Genomic DNA, 19,339 nt, shown 5'->3' on the forward strand with positions numbered 1-19,339 from the left:
CGAAAGCAACCTATTAAACAGTGTCGGGTATGTTGCCATGTCAGGTGGTATTTATCCACTTGGTTTCCGACGTCGTGACCCTCGAACGATGTCATTTACGAGCGACACCGCTTCGTCCGCGTGTTCTCGACTCACGTCGCCTGCATACCGCGCTCGTTCGTACAACGATCCGACACGTTGTGCCCGGTCGTCCACGCCGACGTGCGAAAGTGCAGCGAGATATTCGCGTGGCGTTTCACCTGTACGTCGTGTCCGATGTTTTCGAGAGAGGTGATACTCCAGCCGGCCGAAAGCACGTTCGACGTCCGTTTCGGGGTTGTCGCGTGGTTGCCAACGCACCCACACCGCTCGATATGCCCGCTGGAGCACGCCACTCCGTCTCGCCGTGAGCAGCAGTCCAGTGACCAACAATCCACCGTACAACAGCTGTTCCCTCGACGGCATACTGAATGGAATCTCACTCCCACCACTCACCGACGCGTTCGCCGTCGTTTCGGTCGATGTTGCCACGCTCGTTCCGCCGCCGATTGGATTCGGCTGATTTTGGGGGTCGGGTTGCGGACCGTCGATTTCGCTGCTCGTCGAGTTCTCTTCGTCCGTCGTCGTGGTTGTGGTCGTTGTCGTCGTAGTTTCTGTCGGTTCGGGCGTCCACGATCCGTTCTCGCTCCCAGCGACGTCGATTCGCGTTTCGTCGTTCGCTCGCGCTTCCTCGACCATTTCATCCTCCGCGGCCGACCGTGGGTCACTCGGCGTCGGGTCGAACCGAACCCAGCCAGTGTTGGGGAAGTACACTTCTACCCATGCGTGTGAGTCGAGACCTCTGACGACCCATTCGTCCTCGGAGACGCGTTGTCCCGAGGTGTACCCGGTGACGAACCGTGCTGGAATTCCCTGCGTCCGAAGCATCGTGACCATCGACGTGGCGTAGTACACACAGTACCCCTTCTCCATGTCGAAAACGAACGAATCGGCGACGTCCCCTTTCGGCTTCTCGACGTCGAGTGAGTACCGTTTGTTCTCTTCAAGCCACGATTCGACGATGGCTGCCTTCTCGTACGGGGTATCCGCCTCGGCGGTAATCCGATTCGTCTTTTCTTCTAACCGGTCCGGCGTTGTTCCGGGCAACTGCGTGTACTGTCGTTTCAGCCCCGTCGGGTAGTCGGTTCCGGCATCCCGCAACTCGTCCATATTTTTCGTGGGAACACGACTGACGACGCTGTACGTCTGGTCTCTCGTCAGCGCGCTTTTCGGTGACAATCCGCCGACGCTACTGATCCGCGTTTTTTCCCTTGCGTTGCCGATGACTCGTACCGGCTTCCATGCCGCGGGCATCGCGCTGACGCGGTCCGCCTCGACGGTAACCGTTTGTCGCACTTCGTAGGAACTTCCCGGTGGCGGAGACTGGTCGTCGTATGGGCGACTGCTGCCGGTGCGAACCCAGTCGCTGCCAGTGTAGCGGTCGTACGACCCGACTTTCCAGTAGCCCCCATGGTTCGCTGTTACGGTGTACTGGACCTTCGGCGAGAGTTCGATGCTCCCCTGCACCGCGACGCGCTGATCGTTGCTGATGAGTCCACCACTCCCCCCAGTGCCACTCCCGCCACTCGGGAGAATCGGACTCGCGCTCCCGCCCGGAACGACGCTAATCGTCGTCGAGAGGAGTACCATCGCGACCAAAGCCACAGCCAACACGTCCATCTGTGCGACGGTGCCGCCGTACCGGGACATCGTCCCGAAGGCGACGATACCGAGTGCGCCGACCATCCCGATGAGGGTCACGAACGCTCCCGCGTCACCGGTGAGGACGAAGAAACCGAGTACTGCTCCGCCGCTCGCCGCGGCGAGACCGTACCGCCGTCGGAAAACGAGATACCACGGAACGAAGACGGCACCCGGTGCGACGCTCAGCGCCCACGTCTCTATCTCGCGCATCATCTCCACTGACAACCCAGTCAGCAGTGCGACGGTGTCGGCGATGATGCGACTCGACTGGGACAGGGTGAGATACGCCCCGGGAACCGTCGCATAGTAACTGAACAGGCCAATGGTGAGTAAAACCGCGCCGAAGACGAACGCTGTCCATGCTGGAAGCTTCCGTGCGAGCAACATCGCTCCGACGAGCGACCCTGCGACCAGCAACAACAAATCGTCCGCCGCGCTGACGACGTTCGTGATGCGATACAGGATGCTCAGATACGACCAAATGAGCACTGCGGTCGACGAGACGGCAAGCCAGTGATACGGAATCGTTACCCCGCCTAACTGCAGGTGGTCGTCCTGCATCGTGCTCATCGCGAGTTACCTCGTTCGGTGTGCATGTTTTCCCGTTCGTTCGTTCCACCATCCGCGCGTGCTGCCCGTCGCGACTGTGCCCCGCTCGCAGCGAATTCGTCGAACGACATCGTTCGACCAGCGAACCGAACTTCGACATCTTCGCGCCCGGTTGACCCACGGATTACGATGTCTCCTCGTCCCCGTTCGCGTTCGTGAACGCGCCCGCTTTCCATGTGGGCGAGTTGTGTGAGGATGTCGGTCTGCTGCGTGTCGCCGAAATCGGGTGCGATTCGCCCTTCTGGCGTCGTTACCCCGACGGAGATGTCCGCATCGAGCAATGCCGATGCGATGCTCGCTGTCGCATCCGCAACAGTATCGACGCGACCAGCGTCGGCTTCCGCGGTGATTTCGATCTGCTGACGCTCCTTTCCCGTCTCGAACTCTTTGATGAGCAAATCGTCCGCCGGTCGTTTTGCGCTCGATTTCCAGTGTACGTCACGAAGTGGGTCGCCGCGCTGATACTCGCGCAGTTGGTCGAACTCGCGATGGAGCGAAACACCGAGGTCCTCTTCGAGCGCTGTGGCGGTTTCGAGTCCGTCTACCGGACGTATTTGTGGGAAGACGAGTATTGATTCACGCACCTGATGGGTGAACGGTCGTCGAAACAGGCCGAATACGTCCTCGCCGACGACTCGCACCGGGCCGATAGTTTGGTCGCCGCGTTCTGTGAGACGAACGTCGAATTCGACAGCCGTGTCTCCGATACTGGTTTCGACCGATTCTCCCGCGTATTCGAGTCCATCACCGAAGTCCAACGAAACCCGTCCGGCGAACGGGTCGGGTGCGGAAAAATCGAGCGAGACGGTCGCCTCGTCGCCGCGGAATCCCACGCTCGGGGCCGAAACGTCGAGGTTCGGATGGCTGGTTCGTTTCAGCTGGACGTATCCGACGACCAGCGCGACTAAAATTGGGCCGACGACGGCGTTCAACGACCGCGCACCGAAGAAAAACGCCAGTCCGATTCCGAGGGCTCCGACGAGGAGAAATCCCAGTCCACGTCGCGTCAACATCTCATTCCACCGGAACGTTATCGAGGGCGGCTTCGATGACGGCTTTCCCTTCGTCGCCGCCCATCGTGCCGGAATTAGCGCGGACACGATGGGCCAACACCGTTTCGGCTTCTAACTTGACGTCGTCGGGAACGACGTACTCGCGGCCTTCGAGGACGGCCCGCGCTTGTGCGGCACGGAGGACGGTAATCGATCCGCGGGGACTCACGCCGAGTTGGCCATGGTCGCGGGTGTAGTTCGCCAGTCGGGTGACGTAATCACGTACCGGTTCCCGAACCGTCACCTGCGATACGGTTGCCTGTGCTCGTCGGATGTCGCTGGCGCTCGCGACCGGGTCGAGTCTGCGAATCGGATGTTCGCCAACGACCCTACGGAGCACTTCGGATTCGTCTTCCGGGTTCGGATAGCCCAGGGAGAGTTTCTTCATGAACCGGTCTATCTCCGCGACGGGGAGTTCGTAGGTTCGGTCCTGGTCGATGGCGTTTTGTGTGGCGATGACGGTAAACGGACTCGGCACGTCGTGGGTCGTTCCGTCGATAGTGACCTGCTCTTCTTCCATCGCTTCCAGCAGGGCGGCCTGCGTTTTGGGCGGTGCACGGTTGATTTCGTCCGCGAGAACGACGTTGCCGAAAATCGGGCCGGGCTGAAACTCGAACTCCCGGCTTTGCTGATTGAAGATGTTGACTCCGGTTACGTCCGACGGAAGCAGGTCCGGCGTGAACTGTACGCGCTTGAACGAACAATCGACGGAACGGGCCAATGACCGTGCTAGCATCGTTTTCCCGACGCCCGGAACGTCTTCGAGTAACAAATGTCCGCGTGCAAGAATTGTCGTCAAGATATGTTGGGCGGCATCGTGTTGGCCGACGATGACGTGTTCGATATTGTCGATGATCCGTTGGGTCAAATCCGCCGCATCTTCGATCGAGAGTGGGTCTGCAAATTCGTCTGTCGGTCGTTCCACGGAGGTTGGCTCGGGGTCTTTGTTAGCTTCCTTCATGCTCTAAATGCAGCGGTTGGGTCTGAGGAGTTCGGATTTCGCTTTGGAGACGCTATAAAATGCGTCCCCTCGTTACACGTAGTAGGGAGACATACCTTTGTAACTTTTGTCGCTACTCAAAGAGTAGATTGACTTACTGTTGAATACTTTGTGGATTGGTGTTTACCGTATCACGACATGTGGCTGGTCGTGCCTTCGAGTTGTTTGTTACTTGACCTTCGACGAAATCGCTCGGCATCTCAACGAGCCACTGTTGGAGTGCGCCTTTTTCGGATTCAAACGAGCCTCCCGCAAGAATACATCCTTCTCGTCCAGTACCCGCTACCACTCTTTACAGTTCGCACAAACCATTCCGCCCTCGTCCCGCCATCGTGCTTTGACCGATTCACCACAGCACTCGCAGAGCGCCCCGGTTGGCGTCCAATCGTACGTCGCACTAGCCGGTTCGGTTTCGGTGTCGAAATCGACCGATGATTCGGCGCCGTCCGAGTCGAGGTCGTTTTTCGCTTCGGAACCGGTTTTCTGCTCGTTGGCTTCGGATTTCGTGACCGACTCGGCGGTTTCCTCGGTGTTCTCGTCGTCGCTGTCGGCCTGTTCAGTGGAGTTCGCTTTCTCGTCGGACTCGGCTTCCGCCTCGTCCGTCTTCGCCCCGAAGTCGGCCAGTGAGGTATCCCGCGACACGTGTCTGCCTACGAATCGCCCCTTCGTAAGCGTGACGGAGAAACCAAGTACCCTCGGTCCTGAGAACTACCTATGGTAAATCCCGTCCACGACATCACGGAAATGATTCGGCTGTTTACCGAAGTCGCAACGGCGTTCCCCACCTCCGCGATACTGCTCCTCTTCGGAGCGCTTCTCGTCGGCGTTTCGGTGCTCGTCTTCGGAATCCTCACGCTCGGCGGACTCGGTTCGGCTATCGTCCCAGACACGTCCGGTCGAGGGCCCCAGCGACAAGGCTAATCGGGTTGCCGGGTCCGAGTGGAGACCCGGCGACGAAACTGTCCGCGTAGTCGAGCACCGCGTCGATTCGGTCGCCCACCGTCTCCGGCGTTCCGGCGATACAGAAGGCATCTATCATCTCGGGTGTCACCGCCTCGAACGCCGAGGTGAACTCTCCTGCCCCGATTTTCTCCCCGATTTTCTCGGCGCGTTTGTGGTCGATATCGTGTCGCTCCAATACCGGCTTTGCCGAGCCGCCAGCGATGAACGCGACCGGTGGGCGGGCGGCCTCGCGTGCTTCGTCACCGTCTTCGGCGACGCTCACGCTGGCATATGCCGCGAAATCGAACTCGCCGCGGTGGTCGGGTCGCTCGGCCAACCCCTCCGAAATTCGTTCGTCCGCCCACGCGAAATCGCGGGGATGTGCGGCGTTGACCAACGCACCGTCAGCGTGTTTTGCGCTCATCCGAAGCATATGTGGCCCCTGTGCCCCGACGTAAACCGGTATCTCGCCGCCGTCGTAGTTCAGGCCCGCATCCTCCGCAACGAAGGTTCCATCGTGGGTTACGCGCTCGCCACCCCAGAGTCGTTTCGAGACTTTCATCGTCTCCAGTACGCGTCGGAGCGGTTTCTCGCGCTCGATGCCGAGGTTTCGGAGGGTCGAACGGTCGCCCGCTCCCAATCCGAAAACCCCGCGGCCGTCGCTCGCTTCGTCGATGGTTGCGACTTGTGACGCGAGAGTGACAGGATGCGTCTCATAGGGGTTGACGACACCCGGCCCGAGTCGGATGTCGTCGGTCTCCGCCGCGATTTGGGACAGCACGGTGAAGGGGTCCCGGTTGTTGTAGTGACTGCTAGCGAACAGCGTATCGAAGCCCTCCGTTTCGGCCCGCACGCCGAGTTCGACCAGGTCCGGAACCGGGTGTTCGGGCGTGAGTTCAATCCCGCGCAAACTGCCACCCCCGGAGCGCTTGCCGGACGAAATCACCATCGACTGCCCGAAAGAGGTTGTCGCTTCCTTCGTGGTTGCCGAACTCCCAATCGCGGACGACGACGACCGGCAGGCCGTCGTCACCCTCGCCGCTCACGAGGTTCGCGGCCGATGCGAGTTCGTCCACAACTGATTCGACCGTCACTTCGAGTTCGTGCCCATCCCTGTCGCGTTCGCCCCGCCAGTCACGGCTTGCGGGCATCCCGGCCCAGCCGAGTGCGACACCGCGTTGCCCGTGCCGGAACGGTCTTCCACAGGTGTCCGTAACGACGACCGGAACGTCCTGCGAGAGTGCCGAGCGAATTCGCTCGGCACTCTCGGTCGGTCGCTTCGGAAGCAGGAGTAGGTCCGCATTCCCCGTGTTCGAGCGGTCGATGCCCGCATTGACACCGATGTGGCCAAATCGTGTCGCGGTGAGCAGGAAGGGTGCGTCCATGATGATCTCGGTACTCTCTTCGAGCACGGCCTGTGCGAATCTGGGGTCTTTCTCCTCGCCCGAAATCTCGCCGAGGCGGGTCGCGAGTTCCTCCGCTCGTGGACTCGCGGGAAAGTCCGCGAGGGTTGCAACACGACCCTCCGCCTTCGAGACGATGGTGCTCGCCACCACTAACACGTCGCCGGGTTCGAGGTTCACTCGTTCCTCTACGAGTTCGGCGATATCGTCGCCGGGTTCGACCTCCGGAATCCCCGGGACCGCGAAAACGTTCATGCTTGAGCGTTGGAGTGCCCGAATAAAAACCCGTCCGAAACGTGCAAATCCCGTCAGCTTTCGTGTGCCTGTACGGTTAGGCTCCCGTCTTCGACGGTTGCCACGAGCATCGTCGCTTTTCGAGCGGGGGCGGCCCCCGTCGCACTTCCCGGATTGAGCAGGCGCACGCCGTCGATTTCCTCGTCCATCACTCGATGAGTATGTCCTGCAACACCGACGACCGCCCCGTTTTCGACGGTCCCAGCGGTTTCACGGACGGTTTTCGCGACCCGTTTTCGATACCCCCGTTTCGGCCCTGTCCCGTGTGTCACGACGAACGTAACGCCGTCGAGTTCACGGGTCGCTAGTTCCGGCAGGCGAAGCGAACGTGGGTCGGTGTTCCCGGCGACCGCGGTGAGGTTGCCATCCGTCAGTTCCCCCACCGAGGCCAGTGCGTCCGCCGAGTCGAAATCCCCCGCGTGAATCGTGTAATCCGCGCGCTGGATTCGAGTTCGAACCCAGTCGGGGAGACGGTTTGCACGGGTAGGTATGTGCGTGTCACTGATGATGGCGACTTGGAGCATGATCGTCGTTTGTATGTGCTGATAGAAAAGCGTTGGAGCGTCCGTTCCACCGGAACGCTTTTTTATTCAGTTCGGGTGGGTTCGATATGGACCGCGGTTTCCATCGCCGCGAATTTCTCCGTGCTACCGGCGCTGGTTTGTTGGCACTGGGGAGTGGGTGTAACACGCTTCGAGCGAACTTACGTTGGTCGATCGAGTTGGACGGGTCGCCGGCACGCGCCGTGGACGTGTCCAACGACGGATTCGTAGTGGCGTCCACGCTGGTGGCGGATGGCGAACTCGGCTTCGCTCACTTCTCGGGAGAATACGAATCGCTCGCTGACTTCCCGCGAATTACCGCATCGCCAATCAACCACGGAAATCGAGCGTTCGTCGAAGCGGACGGCGTCGTCCGCAGCGTTCCGTTGAACGGCGGGGAACCAACCCGTCTTCGGACGGAGTACCTCGCCTTCGGCCGCTACTCCCCGCTGATTTCCGACTCGCGGTTGTACGGCGTCGGCTACAGCGAGCGTATCGAGAAGTACGGCGCGTTTTCGCTGAACCTCGAAACGGAACGACTCGAATGGTTGCATCCATTCGGCCACACGCGGTCGTCGGTGGATACCGACGGTAAACGACTCTTCGCCGCGTCACCGACGGGAACCGTTCGAGCGTACAACGCGGCCGACGGTAGGACGGAGTGGCGGCAGGAAACGGCCGGAAATGCGGTACTCACCCATCACGACGGCACCGTCTTCGTCGCGTCTATGGACGGCGTTACCGCGTTGAGTCCAACCGACGGAACAGTGCGCTGGCACACCGAAAGCGACTGGATCGGGTCGGTCGGAACGATACCGGAAGCGAACGATTCCACCGTGTACGCCGTTCTCTCGCTCTACTCGAATCACGCCCGTAGCCGACTCGCGATGGAGACCTACGTGGTGGCGTACAATCGAACCACTGGTGAGGAGCGATGGCGCAAACGAGCGAGGTTCGGGACGCCGCTCACGGCGACGAAAAACGTCGTGGCCTTCGAATCGGTCGAACGGGCCGAGACGTCCGACGGAGAAATGAAACCGCGAGACCGGTTGTCTATCTTCGGCGTCGGCGGTGGGCGAAAACAGCAGTACGATCTCTCCGAACGGGTGACGATGAAACCCATCCTTCGCGACGGCGTCGTCATCTTCAGCGATGGAAACACCATCGTCGCCCACGACCGTTGAGTCGATGCCTCACGGTTTTGCCCACAGATTAACCCGTCCTTAGAGCGTCCACATCGTATGGACGAAACCCACGTCGTCACCTGTTTTCTGCGGAATCGGGGTGACGTACTCCTGCTCCGCCGAAGCGACGAAGTCGGGTCGTATGCTGGCAAGTGGGGCGGCGTCGCCGGACACGCCGAAGGCAACCCCGATAGCCTCGCACGCGAAGAAATCGACGAGGAAACTGGCCTGCTCGATGCATGCACGTTCGTTCGGGCGGGTGACCCCTTCGACGTGGAAGACGAGTCGCTGGGCAAACGTTGGGTCGTTCATCCGTACCTGTTCGACTGCGCGAGTCGCGCGGTCGAATCGGACTGGGAATCGACCGAGGTGGAGTGGGCTTCGCCGACCGAAATCCTGCGGCGGGAGGTAGTCCCGGAACTCTGGACATCGTACGGGCACGTCGCCCCGACCACGGGATCGGTTGCCGACGACACGACGCACGGTTCGGCGTCTCTCTCGATTCGGGCCCTCGAAGTCCTCCGCGACAGGGCCGGTCTGTACGCGGTTCGCGGCGGCGACTGGGACGAACTGACCGAACTGGCGACCGAACTCCGTTCGGCCCGCCCGAGCATGGCCGTCCTCGAAAATCGAGTGAATCGCGTGATGGCCGAATCCGACTCCCCGGAAACGGCGGAACAGGCCGCTATCGACGCCATTGACCGTGCGTATCGCGTCGATGAAAAGGCAACCGAAACCGGGCGCGAGAAAGTCGCTGACTCGACGGTTTGCACGCTCTCCCGCTCCGGAACGGTACTCGACGCGCTTCGCGCCGCGAGGCGCGTCTTCGTGGCGGAATCGCGACCGGGGCGTGAGGGGGTCAGCGTTGCGGAAGAACTGGCTGACGACACGGACGTAACACTCCACATCGACGCCGCGATAGCACATCTGCTGGCGACAGAAACCATCGATAGCGTGGTCGTCGGCGCTGATGCGGTTCTGCCGAACGGTGACGTGGTGAACAAGACCGGTACGCGGGCAACGGCAGTCGCGGCACGTTACGAAGACGTGCCGGTGTTCGTCGTCACGGCGACGGACAAGATACGCACCGACGCTGACCCTGTGCTGGAATTCGGCACGGCGGAGATGGTGTACGACGGCGACGCACATCTGTCGGTGTCGAACCCGACGTTCGACGTGACGCCCGGGGAACTGGTCTCGGGTTACGTTACTGAGCGCGGCGTGCTGGACAGCGAGGATATCGGTGCCGTAGCGAAAGAACTGCGCTCGCTCGCGGAGTGGTAGTCACCCCGTGTTCGTCCGAAGGTATATGTCGCTCACTACCGGCGTCACGATGTCGGTTGGGATTGCAGTCATCGTCGGCAACCTCACTTCGGACATCTCGCCCGTGGGAATCGACCGGGTGTGAATCGAGCTAGTTTCGAAATGATACTTGGCCGTCATTCTGCTGGCTGCACGTAAGAGTCAAACCGCTCGGGTGGATACACTCGTCCGGGCGGCGGTGACGAAAGTTACCCCCTCCGAGCCCCTTGTGACGAGGATTTTACCCGAGCCGCCCTTCCGTACATCGATGGTGAGTAACAGGTTTAGCACAGACAAGCTGTGCGATAGCTATCGCTCCTCCCGTGCTCTTCTGCCCCGTTCCGAAGATTCATCCGCACGCCATCGGTAACCACCCGTATGCAGATTTCCCACCTCGGAATCCACGAGTCGGTCGAGGCCGTCTTCCCACCCGAACGGTTGCACGAGGCGCTTTCGTCCATCGACCCGAACGTCGCGGTGGTCGGTGACGACCCGACGGAAATCGCGGGCTGTGACGCGGTAGTCACGTTTGCACACTGTGATGCGTTCCTCGATTCGGGGCTTGAATGGATTCACTCGATTCAGGCGGGTTACGACCGATTCCCGCTTTCCGAATTCGAGGATGCAGGAATCACCCTGACGAACAGCACCGGAATCCACGGTACCAGCGTCGGCGAATCCACGCTGGGGATGATGCTCTCCATTTCACGCCGTCTTCACGCGTTTTCTCGCCAACAGATCGACCACGAATGGGACCGTCCCGCGTGGGACGAACCGTTCACGCTCCAACACGAACCGCTTTGCGTGGTCGGTCTCGGCACGCTCGGACGGGGAATCGCAAAACGGGCTGACGGGGTCGGGATGCACGTCACAGGCGTCCGGCGGTCCCCCGAACCGGTCCCACACGTTCGCGAGGTGTATTCGAACGACGACCTCCACGAGGCGATTTCGGAGGCCCGCTTCGTCGCGCTAGCGACGCCGCTCACCGATGCAACGGAAAAACTGATGGGCGAGGCGGAGTTCGCCATCATGCGCGAGGATGCCTACTTCGTCAACGTCGCCCGCGGAAAATGCGCGGACGAGGACGCATTGATCGCCGCGTTAGAGGAGGGAGAAATCGCGGGTGCTGCCCTGGACGTGTTCGAGGCGGAACCCCTTCCCGAGAACTCCCCGTTGTGGGAGATGGACGGCGTAATCGTGACGCCCCACGCTGCCGCGGCGGAGCGCGATTACTACGAACATATCGCGGAGTTGGTGCGGGAGAACGTCCAACATATCGACGCCGACGAAGAGATCACGAACCGCGTCGTGTAGACGGTTCATCGCCGACAGTTCTTCGATAGCGTGGTCTCCGTCGAACCGGCCGTGATATGATATTTTGTCGATTCGGAACGATACTTTGACAGAAGTTATCATTTAGCAACTTCTAATGTTGTGTGAATTGTAGGTCAACTAGCGCTCGCTGTGGCGGTGAATCGGACATGACGGCCGTCAGGATGGGCGTAAAAGACGGGGGAACACAATGGCGACGAAAGCAAGAGACGATGAGGAAACGGCCATCGAACGACTTCGGGAGGGTCTTCGGGGAACCGTGATTGGCCCGAACGACGCGGGGTACGACGACGAACGCACGATCTATAACGCGATGATCGACAAACGGCCACGGTTGATCGTCCACTGTGCCAACGTCGGGGATGTGATTTCGACGGTACATTTCGCCCGGGAAAACGACTTCGATACCGCGATACGAAGCGGCGGCCACAGCGGTCCCGGGTTGGGACTGGTGGACGACGGATTGGTCATCGACCTCTCGGACATGACCGGCATTCATGTCGACCCTGAAGCGAAAACCGTACGAGTCGAACCCGGGTGCACGTGGGGTGACGTGGATTACGCAACTCACGCCTTCGGCCTCGCAACGGTCAGCGGTGTCATCTCCACGACGGGTGTCAGTGGCCTCACCCTCGGCGGAGGACACGGCTATCTGACCCGAAAATACGGCTTGACCATCGACAATCTGCTGAGCGCGGACGTCGTACTGGCAGATGGGCGGTTGGTTCGTGCGAGCGAACACGAAAACGAAGACCTGTTCTGGGCGCTCCGCGGCGGCGGCGGCAATTTCGGCGTGGTCGTCTCCTTCGAGTATCGATTACATCCGGTAGACACGGTGGTTGCCGGGCCGCTGTTTTGGCCGATAGACGAACTCGAATCGACGATGCGCTGGTACCGCGAGTGGCTACCGCAGGCACCGGAGGACGTGTACGCGTTCTTTTTAGTTGCCGAAGTTCCAGGCGACCCCTTCCCGGAGGAGATTCACGGTGAGAACGTCTGTGGACTGATGTGGTGCTGTCTTGGATCGGAATCCGAAGCCGAGGAGATGCTTCAATCGGCTCGTGATGTCGCCGAACCGCTGTTCGAGCACGTAGGGCCGATGCCCTATCCGGCGCTCCAAAGCTTGTTCGACGACCTCTACCCGCCGGGCGACCAGTGGTACTGGAAGGGGGATTACGTGCGCGAGCTGACCGATGAAGCCATCGACGTACACGAGCGCTTCAGCGAGGTCCCAACCGCGAAATCGACGATGCATCTCTATCCCATCGATGGTGCCGTCCACGAGGTTGCACCGGACGAAACCGCCTGGAACGTTCGCGATGCAACGTGGTCGATGGTCATCGTTGGTGTCGATTCCGACCCGGCGAACGACGGAAAAATCACCAAATGGGCGCGCGATTACTGGGATGCGCTCCATCCGCACACGGTCGGCGGTTCGTACATCAACTTCATGATGGAAGAAGGAGAGGATCGGATTCGAGCCAGCTACGGTGATAACTACGAGCGGTTGCGCGAGGTCAAAGCGGAGTACGACCCCGACAACTTCTTCCACGTGAACCAGAACATCGAACCGGCAAACTGAGGCTTCGAACTTTTTTGTTCCTTACCACGATGAAGCGTATTGCACCGTTGTCACGATTCGTGCGACTTCGGTTACTACCGTCCCCCGTCGAGGAGCAGCGGAAAAACGTATTTACTGTCGATTTGAGGGATTCCTGCTCGAAAACCACGACCAAGCGTCGGCAACCCTACTATGAAAGGGGGCAAAACTTTCATTGGCAACCCGCCTGTGTAGCACATGAACCTTCGCGACGCTTTCGACGCCCCTGCATCGGCGATCGTTCTCGCAGAGGGCGCATTCGGAACCATGGATGGCAAGACGGCGAACGGCGTCGTCATGCACAGCGAACTGTTCGACGCAAAAGCGGTCGTCGACTCGACGCACGCCGGGGAGGATGCGGGCGACGTTCTCGGCCGAGACGACGTCGAAAACGTCCCAATCGTCACCTCCACTGAGAAAGCCATCGAGCGCTCCCCTGACGCCGAAGCCCTCGTCATCGGTGTCGCACCTGCTGGTGGTGCGCTGCCGGACGAGTGGGTAGCTGATATCGAAGCGGCGATTCGCGGCGGACTCGACATCGTTTCCGGTCTTCACGTCTTTCTCTCCGAACAGTCCTCGTGGCAGGATCTCGCGGACGAACACGACGCTCGACTCTTCGACGTACGAAAACCGCCGGAAGAGGACGAACTTCGGGTCGCGGACGGAACAGTTGACGAGGCCGACGCCGATGTCGTATTGACCGTCGGTACTGACTGTGCTGTCGGCAAGCGAACGACGACCTTCGAACTCTACCGCGCGGCGACGCGTGCTGGACTGAACGCGGGGTGGGTCGCCACCGGCCAGACGGGAATCATGGTCGGAGCACACCGAGGCGTCGTTATCGACCGCGTCCCCGCCGATTTTACTTCGGGAGTGGTCGAAGACCTCGTTCATGCGGTCGCACGGGACCACGACATCGTTTTCGTGGAGGGACAGGCCGCGCTCACTCATCGTGCGTACTCCGGTGTTACGCTCTCGCTATTGCACGGCGCATGGCCGGATGCCGTCGTACTGGTGGACGACCCCGACCGAGAGGGCCGGACCCACTTCGAACAGTGGCCCGTCGCGGGCGTCGAGACGGAAATCGACCTCGTGACCGAACTGTCGGACGCGACGGTTGCGGGCGTTTCGACGTGGGCTACCCCCGAGGAAGCTACCTATCCCGTTCCTGCCGCGAACGTCTACGACGAAAACGGGCCGGAGGACCTGCTCGCGGCAGTTCGGGAGGCATTGTAAGATGAACATCGGGCAGGTAACTGTCTCGCCCCTCGATTTACCCCTCCGTGAACCATTCGAAATCTCGCTCGGCACGCAGCATCACGCGAACAATCTGCTCGTGACGGTCGAAACCGAGAACGCCACCGGCTACGGCGAAGGCTCGCCGCTTACGCCAGTCACGGGGGAAACACAGGAAGCGGCGCTCGCGACCGCACGTGCCGCCGTCGAACTGCTGGAGGGGAAGAATATCGCCGACTATCGGGAACTCGTTTCGGAGGTCCGTACTACGTTCCCCGGAATGGTTTCGGCCCTGTTCGCGGTCGAAACCGCGATTGTAGACGCCTACTGCCGGGAGCGAGGGGTTCCCCTCTCCGAGTTGTTCGGCGGGTCACCCGACCCGGTGACGACGGACCTCACGATTCCGATTCTCCCACCCGACGAGGCTGCCGACCGCGCAACTCGCGCCGTCGAAGAGGGTTTCGATCATCTAAAAGTGAAAACCGGAACCACGGTCGAACGCGACGTTGCGCGAGTCGAATCCGTCCACGAGGGGGCGCCGAATGCGGAACTGGCGGTCGATGCGAATCAAGGATGGTCGCCGAAGGAGACCATCCAGTTCGCCGCCGAACTCGAATCGCGGGGAATCGACTGTTCGCTCATCGAACAACCGGTTCCGGCCGACGACGTGGTCGGTCTCGCCCGCACCCGTGATGCGGTTTCGATTCCAGTTGCTGCGGACGAGACGGTGTTCACGCCGGAGGACGCGATTCGAGTGGTTCGCGAGGACGCCGCGGACATACTCAACGTCAAACTTGGCAAATCAGGCTTGCTAGCCGCGCAGGACATCGCGAGCATTGCGGAAGCCGCAAACGTCGAACTGATGGTCGGATGTATGCTCGAAAGCGCAATCGGCATCCATGCGAGCGCGCACCTCGTGTCCGGAATCGGGTCGTTCTCGCACGTCGATTTGGATGGGAATCGCTTGCTCGCGGACGATGTGGTTGCAACGAATCGGGAGCCAACCATCGACATCGGCGGGCCGGGGCACGGAATTACGCCTTCGCGCTGAACCTGTGTTCTGTGGGGTGACCGAAGTGAGTGATCGAGTTCGCGCCGGCGAAAACAATCGACTGTCCCGGCCGCGAGAGCGACGACCTCTTTCGCAGGCGCAGTTTGCGCCGTTACGACCTGTCGAGAGTCCCATTACCCGACTTCCCACGCCATTCGATACCACGTATCAGACGTGTCAACGTTTGAAAACTCCTTTACCCACGGATGGCCCAATCCGGCCTAATGAGTTACAAAATCGGACTCGTCGGGAAGCCCTCCGTGGGCAAATCGACGTTTTTCAATGCTGCAACGATGAACGATGTGCCGGAGGGTGCGTACCCTTTCACGACCATCGACCCTTCCGTCGGCGAGGCGTACGTCCGCGTGGACTGCGCGGCACCCGAATTCGACGAATCGTGTACTCCGAGCGTCGGGTTCTGTGAGGAGGGTACGCGCTATGTTCCGACGAAACTGGTTGACGTCGCAGGTTTGATACCCGGCGCTCACGAGGGCAACGGTCTCGGCAACCAGTTCCTCACTGACCTAAACGAGGCCGACGTGTTGGTTCACGTCGTGGACTTCTCGGGTCAGACCGATATCGAAGGTGAACCGACCGAGGGTCACGACCCACGAGAGGACATCGCGTTCCTCGAAAACGAACTCGACATGTGGTATCTGGAGATTCTGGAAAAGGGAATCGAGCGCTACCGGTCGGGCTACGACGGCGACGAGAAACACATCGAAATCGACCTCGCCGAACAGATGTCCGCCTTCAAAACGAACAAGGACGAAATCAAGCAAATCATCCTCGCGCTCGGACTCGATTTGGACCCCGATACGTGGGACGACGATGACCGCGAGGAACTCGCCCGCGAAATCCGAAAGCGCACCAAACCGATGGTTATCGCGGCGAACAAGATGGACACGCCCGAGGCGCAGGCGAACTACGATGACATCACGTCCGACCCGGAATACGAACATCTGACCATCGTTCCGGCCAGTGCACACGCAGAAAAGGCGCTCAAAAACGCGGCTGAACAGGGTGTCATCGACTACGACGCTGGCGACGAGGATTTCGAAATCATGGGTGACGTGAGCGACGAACAGGAAGAAGGTCTCTCCCGAATTCGGGAGTTCGTCACCGAATTCGGTGGTACGGGTGTCCAGAAAGCCATCGAAGCGGCGCTGTTCGACGAACTGAATCTGATGGCTATCTTCCCCGGTTCCGCGAACGGCAGCGCCAGCGAAAAGGGTGTCTTCCGTGACTGCTTCCTTCTCCCCGGTGGTTCTACCGCCGAGGACTTCGCCTATCACCTGCACAGCGATATCGGCGACGGGTTCCTCCACGGTATCGACTGTCGTAGTAAGCGTCAGATCGGCTCCAGCACTGAGTTGGATCATCGGTCGGTCGTCGAAATCGTTTCGACGAACCAGTAGGTGGTGAGTTTGTGGCGGTTTCTATAACGTTCCGACACCGCCCATATGCCTCCCCAACCGACTCGCTTCGCTCCCCCCGCACGCTTTTACTCGATTTCTCGGACGAAGTGTCCTCGAAACCCCGCCAGCGCGCGCCACGTCGCTTGATTACTCGGCCAAAAGGATGCGCCAGCGTATTCGGACGAGCGACGAACGAAGTGAGGCGCGAGTCCAGCCTACGCTGGTGCGGAGGGGTGGGAACACTGGCGGTGGCGGTTCCTTGATGGATAAAGGGCGAGGAAGCGAAGCGACTGAGGGCCGGGGAAAATTCCCGATTTTCCCAGCCTCGGAAGGGCTTCGCTCTTCCGGTGGCTTCGTTTGTTGTCGGGACTACCTAGCACCACAGTAGTAATCGAAGGACGAAGCACATTGATTCGTCTCCAACCGATTTTCCAGCGGCCAACGCCTAACCCTTCACACGTAGGTTTATATGTCAAAAAGCGACCAAACCGGTTAGTGCTCGAAACTAGACGATGGAAAACGATCTCTCCGAACTACCCGCCGTTACGAGAAGAATTTGAGCAAATCGTCGCGCTTCTGGTCGTGCAGATGTTCTTTCACCGATTCGTTCAGTGCGTCGATGCTCCCGCGTTTTGCGGTGATCGGCGCGATGGTATCCTGCCACTGTTTCCACGGCGGGTGCAGTCCGAGTCGGTCACAGAGGTCGTCCAATCGTTCGTCCCTATCATCCACTTTGTCCATCTTGTTCACCGCGACGACGACGGGAATACCCACGTCTTGAAGGAAATAGAACATCTCCACGTCGTGCGGGATTTCGTCCTCGCCCGAGTGACGGTCGATGATGTCGATGACGCTCTTGCCATCCACGACGAGCACGCCGAGAAGAATTTCGTCAGCGTTGTCCTCGATGTAGTGTACGATGTCGGTCTTTATCTGTTCCCTGTACTCCTCTTCGACGCCGGACATGAACCCGAAGCCCGGAAGGTCAGTGAGCATGAAATCCTCGCTGGCCCAGTCGAAATGGTTCGGTTTGCGCGTCACGCCGGGTTTGCCACCTGTCTCGAATTTATGCCCCGTCAGTTCGCGCATCAGGGTGGACTTCCCGACGTTCGAGCGCCCGACGAAGACGATTTCAGCATCTCGGTTGGGTCGATTGTCGAACATACACGTCTTTCTCCCCGACCGGGCTTAACGGACGTGTTTTCGCACCCGGGCCAGCGATTATATCAATCTGCGAACCCCACCGGGAACTATGCGACTCTTACAGGTCTCTATCCCGACGGGCGAGCGCGAGGCGGTCGTTCAGACGCTCGAGGCCGAGGGTATCGACTTCTTTCTAACCGACGAAACGAGCGGACGCAAATACACCGCCATTGCCACCTTTCCGCTCCCGCCGAACGCCGTGCAACCGGTCATCGACAAACTTCACGATGCTGGGTTGAGCGACGATGCACACACGGTCATCATCGACGCCGAAACGGACACGTCTCGACAGTTTCAACAGCTATCAAAACGCTACGACGCCGAAAACGGTGGCGACAGAATTGCCCGCGACGAAATCCTCACGCAAGCCAGGGAAATGTCGCCCCGTCTCCAAACGTTCGTCTTCATGACCGTGGTAAGTGCCGTCGTCGCAACGGCGGGACTGCTGCTCGACTCACCTGCCGTCGTCGTCGGGTCGATGGTCATCGCCCCACTGGTCGGCCCGGCACTCGGTGCGGGTGTAGGGACGGTCCTCCACGAGCGCGATCTCTTCCACCGTGGCGTCAAACTCCAACTGCTCGGCGTCGGCACGGCCATCGCCAGTTCGACCCTGTTCGCCCTGCTCGTTCGCCACCTCTTCCTGTTCCCGCCCAACACGGATATCGTCGCTATTCAGCAGATAAGCGGCCGGTTGACCCCCGACTTCCTGTCGCTCATCGTCGCACTCGGCGCTGGTGCGGCGGGTATCGTCAGTCTCGCGGCAGGCGTATCGGTCGCCCTCGTGGGTGTGATGATCGCCGCAGCGCTCATCCCGCCCGCCGCGGCGGTCGGCGTCGGTATCGCATGGGGAGAACCCATGGTCGCACTCGGCGCGAGTGTCCTCGTCTTGGTGAACGTACTGTCGATCAACCTCTCGGCGATCGCGACGCTCCAGTATATGGGCTACCAACCGCGGAGCTGGTTCAAACTGGAGCGGTCGCGGAAAGAGACGGTTCGACGGGTCGGCGTGCTCGTCCTGGCTCTCGCCGTCCTCTCCGTTTTCCTCGGTGGTGTGACGTACTCCACGTATCAGGGCGCGCAGTTCGAACAGCAAGCAGATACGACGGTGGTGCAAGTACTCAACCAGTCGCAGTTTCAACAGGCGGAACAGTTGGATATGGAGGTGCAATATCGGCGTGCGCTCCCGATGGGGAAGGCCACGTATGCGGGTAATCTCCCGTTCCGAAAACCGAGTCGTGTCACGGTAACGGTCGGGCGACCCGAAGGAAAGCGCTATCCGAACCTTTCGAATCGCCTCCAAAACAGCATCGAACGCCAAACGGGGCGAGAGGTCGCGGTTCAGGTTCGATACGTGGAAATAGACGAAACCCCTGCCTGAGCTATTCGATTGTCGCTATCGTATCTCGTCCTCAGTATAACGTTCACTACTCACAGCGCTTGGAATCTACG

At 60.2% G+C, this 19,339-nt stretch carries 17 protein-coding genes; 9 read left to right on the plus strand and 8 right to left on the minus strand.

The genetic code is table 11. The features are described 5' to 3' along the window. Positions 1-51: 51 nt before the first annotated feature. From OOF89_RS07660 to OOF89_RS07675, 4 genes are all read right to left on the minus strand, one after another. A complete protein-coding gene (locus OOF89_RS07660; protein ID WP_266074847.1) occupies positions 52-2,292 on the minus strand; it encodes a transglutaminase TgpA family protein in 2,241 nt (746 codons plus the stop codon). Further along, positions 2,289-3,344 (minus strand): DUF58 domain-containing protein, encoded by a 1,056-nt coding sequence (locus OOF89_RS07665; protein ID WP_266074848.1) that lies wholly within the window; start codon positions 3,342-3,344, stop codon positions 2,289-2,291. Before OOF89_RS07665 ends, OOF89_RS07660 begins: the two co-directional genes overlap by 4 nt. A 1-nt stretch (position 3,345) precedes the next feature. Beyond that, positions 3,346-4,344: an AAA family ATPase gene (locus OOF89_RS07670; RefSeq protein WP_266074850.1), complete on the minus strand. Its 999-nt coding sequence runs from the start codon at positions 4,342-4,344 to the stop codon at positions 3,346-3,348. A gap of 321 nt (positions 4,345-4,665) precedes the next feature. Next, positions 4,666-5,025, minus strand: a complete 360-nt coding sequence (locus tag OOF89_RS07675; protein WP_266074852.1) for a DUF7573 domain-containing protein — start codon at positions 5,023-5,025, stop codon at positions 4,666-4,668. Between the two features lie 72 nt (positions 5,026-5,097). Between OOF89_RS07675 and OOF89_RS07680 the strand changes: the two genes are divergently transcribed. Next, a complete protein-coding gene (locus OOF89_RS07680) occupies positions 5,098-5,304 on the plus strand; it encodes a hypothetical protein (RefSeq protein ID WP_266074854.1) in 207 nt (68 codons plus the stop codon). Here OOF89_RS07680 and OOF89_RS07685 read toward each other — a convergent pair. The 3 genes from OOF89_RS07685 to OOF89_RS07695 are packed head-to-tail and all read right to left on the minus strand — an operon-like array spanning position 5,258 to position 7,546. Continuing rightward, entirely contained in the window at positions 5,258-6,235 is a 978-nt protein-coding gene (locus tag OOF89_RS07685; protein WP_266074856.1) for a 5,10-methylenetetrahydromethanopterin reductase, read from the minus strand. The two genes, OOF89_RS07680 and OOF89_RS07685, sit on opposite strands and share 47 nt — an antisense overlap. After that, complete coding sequence (locus OOF89_RS07690) at positions 6,222-6,983, minus strand: coenzyme F420-0:L-glutamate ligase (RefSeq protein WP_266074858.1); 762 nt, start codon at positions 6,981-6,983, stop codon at positions 6,222-6,224. Before OOF89_RS07690 ends, OOF89_RS07685 begins: the two co-directional genes overlap by 14 nt. A gap of 53 nt (positions 6,984-7,036) precedes the next feature. After that, positions 7,037-7,546 (minus strand): metallophosphoesterase family protein, encoded by a 510-nt coding sequence (locus OOF89_RS07695; protein WP_266074860.1) that lies wholly within the window; start codon positions 7,544-7,546, stop codon positions 7,037-7,039. A gap of 86 nt (positions 7,547-7,632) precedes the next feature. Between OOF89_RS07695 and OOF89_RS07700 the strand changes: the two genes are divergently transcribed. The 7 genes from OOF89_RS07700 (at position 7,633) to OOF89_RS07730 (ending at position 16,687) form a co-directional block, all read left to right on the plus strand. Further along, positions 7,633-8,748 (plus strand): outer membrane protein assembly factor BamB family protein, encoded by a 1,116-nt coding sequence (locus tag OOF89_RS07700; RefSeq protein ID WP_266074862.1) that lies wholly within the window; start codon positions 7,633-7,635, stop codon positions 8,746-8,748. A gap of 57 nt (positions 8,749-8,805) precedes the next feature. Then, positions 8,806-10,032 (plus strand): NUDIX domain-containing protein, encoded by a 1,227-nt coding sequence (locus OOF89_RS07705; RefSeq protein ID WP_266074864.1) that lies wholly within the window; start codon positions 8,806-8,808, stop codon positions 10,030-10,032. Between the two features lie 396 nt (positions 10,033-10,428). Further along, positions 10,429-11,364 carry a D-2-hydroxyacid dehydrogenase gene (gene ddh, locus OOF89_RS07710; protein WP_266074867.1) on the plus strand — a complete coding sequence of 312 codons (936 nt, stop codon included), beginning with the start codon at positions 10,429-10,431 and terminating at the stop codon, positions 11,362-11,364. A 208-nt stretch (positions 11,365-11,572) separates the two neighbouring features. Continuing rightward, positions 11,573-12,964 carry an FAD-binding oxidoreductase gene (locus OOF89_RS07715; protein ID WP_266074869.1) on the plus strand — a complete coding sequence of 464 codons (1,392 nt, stop codon included), beginning with the start codon at positions 11,573-11,575 and terminating at the stop codon, positions 12,962-12,964. Between the two features lie 216 nt (positions 12,965-13,180). Then, entirely contained in the window at positions 13,181-14,218 is a 1,038-nt protein-coding gene (locus OOF89_RS07720; RefSeq protein WP_266074870.1) for a DUF1611 domain-containing protein, read from the plus strand. 1 nt (position 14,219) lies between these two features. Then, complete coding sequence (locus OOF89_RS07725) at positions 14,220-15,269, plus strand: dipeptide epimerase (protein ID WP_266074872.1); 1,050 nt, start codon at positions 14,220-14,222, stop codon at positions 15,267-15,269. Between the two features lie 224 nt (positions 15,270-15,493). Continuing rightward, positions 15,494-16,687, plus strand: a complete 1,194-nt coding sequence (locus tag OOF89_RS07730) for a redox-regulated ATPase YchF (RefSeq protein WP_266074873.1) — start codon at positions 15,494-15,496, stop codon at positions 16,685-16,687. 543 nt (positions 16,688-17,230) lie between these two features. Here the strand turns inward: OOF89_RS07730 and engB are convergent. Then, complete coding sequence (gene engB / locus OOF89_RS07735; protein WP_266074874.1) at positions 17,231-17,851, minus strand: GTP-binding protein EngB; 621 nt, start codon at positions 17,849-17,851, stop codon at positions 17,231-17,233. Positions 17,852-17,939: 88 nt separating this feature from the next. Between engB and OOF89_RS07740 the strand changes: the two genes are divergently transcribed. Continuing rightward, a complete protein-coding gene (locus OOF89_RS07740) occupies positions 17,940-19,268 on the plus strand; it encodes a TIGR00341 family protein (RefSeq protein ID WP_266074875.1) in 1,329 nt (442 codons plus the stop codon). Positions 19,269-19,339: the final 71 nt, after the last annotated feature.

Source organism: Haladaptatus caseinilyticus (assembly GCF_026248685.1).
Classification (GTDB): Archaea; Halobacteriota; Halobacteria; order Halobacteriales; family Haladaptataceae; genus Haladaptatus; species Haladaptatus caseinilyticus.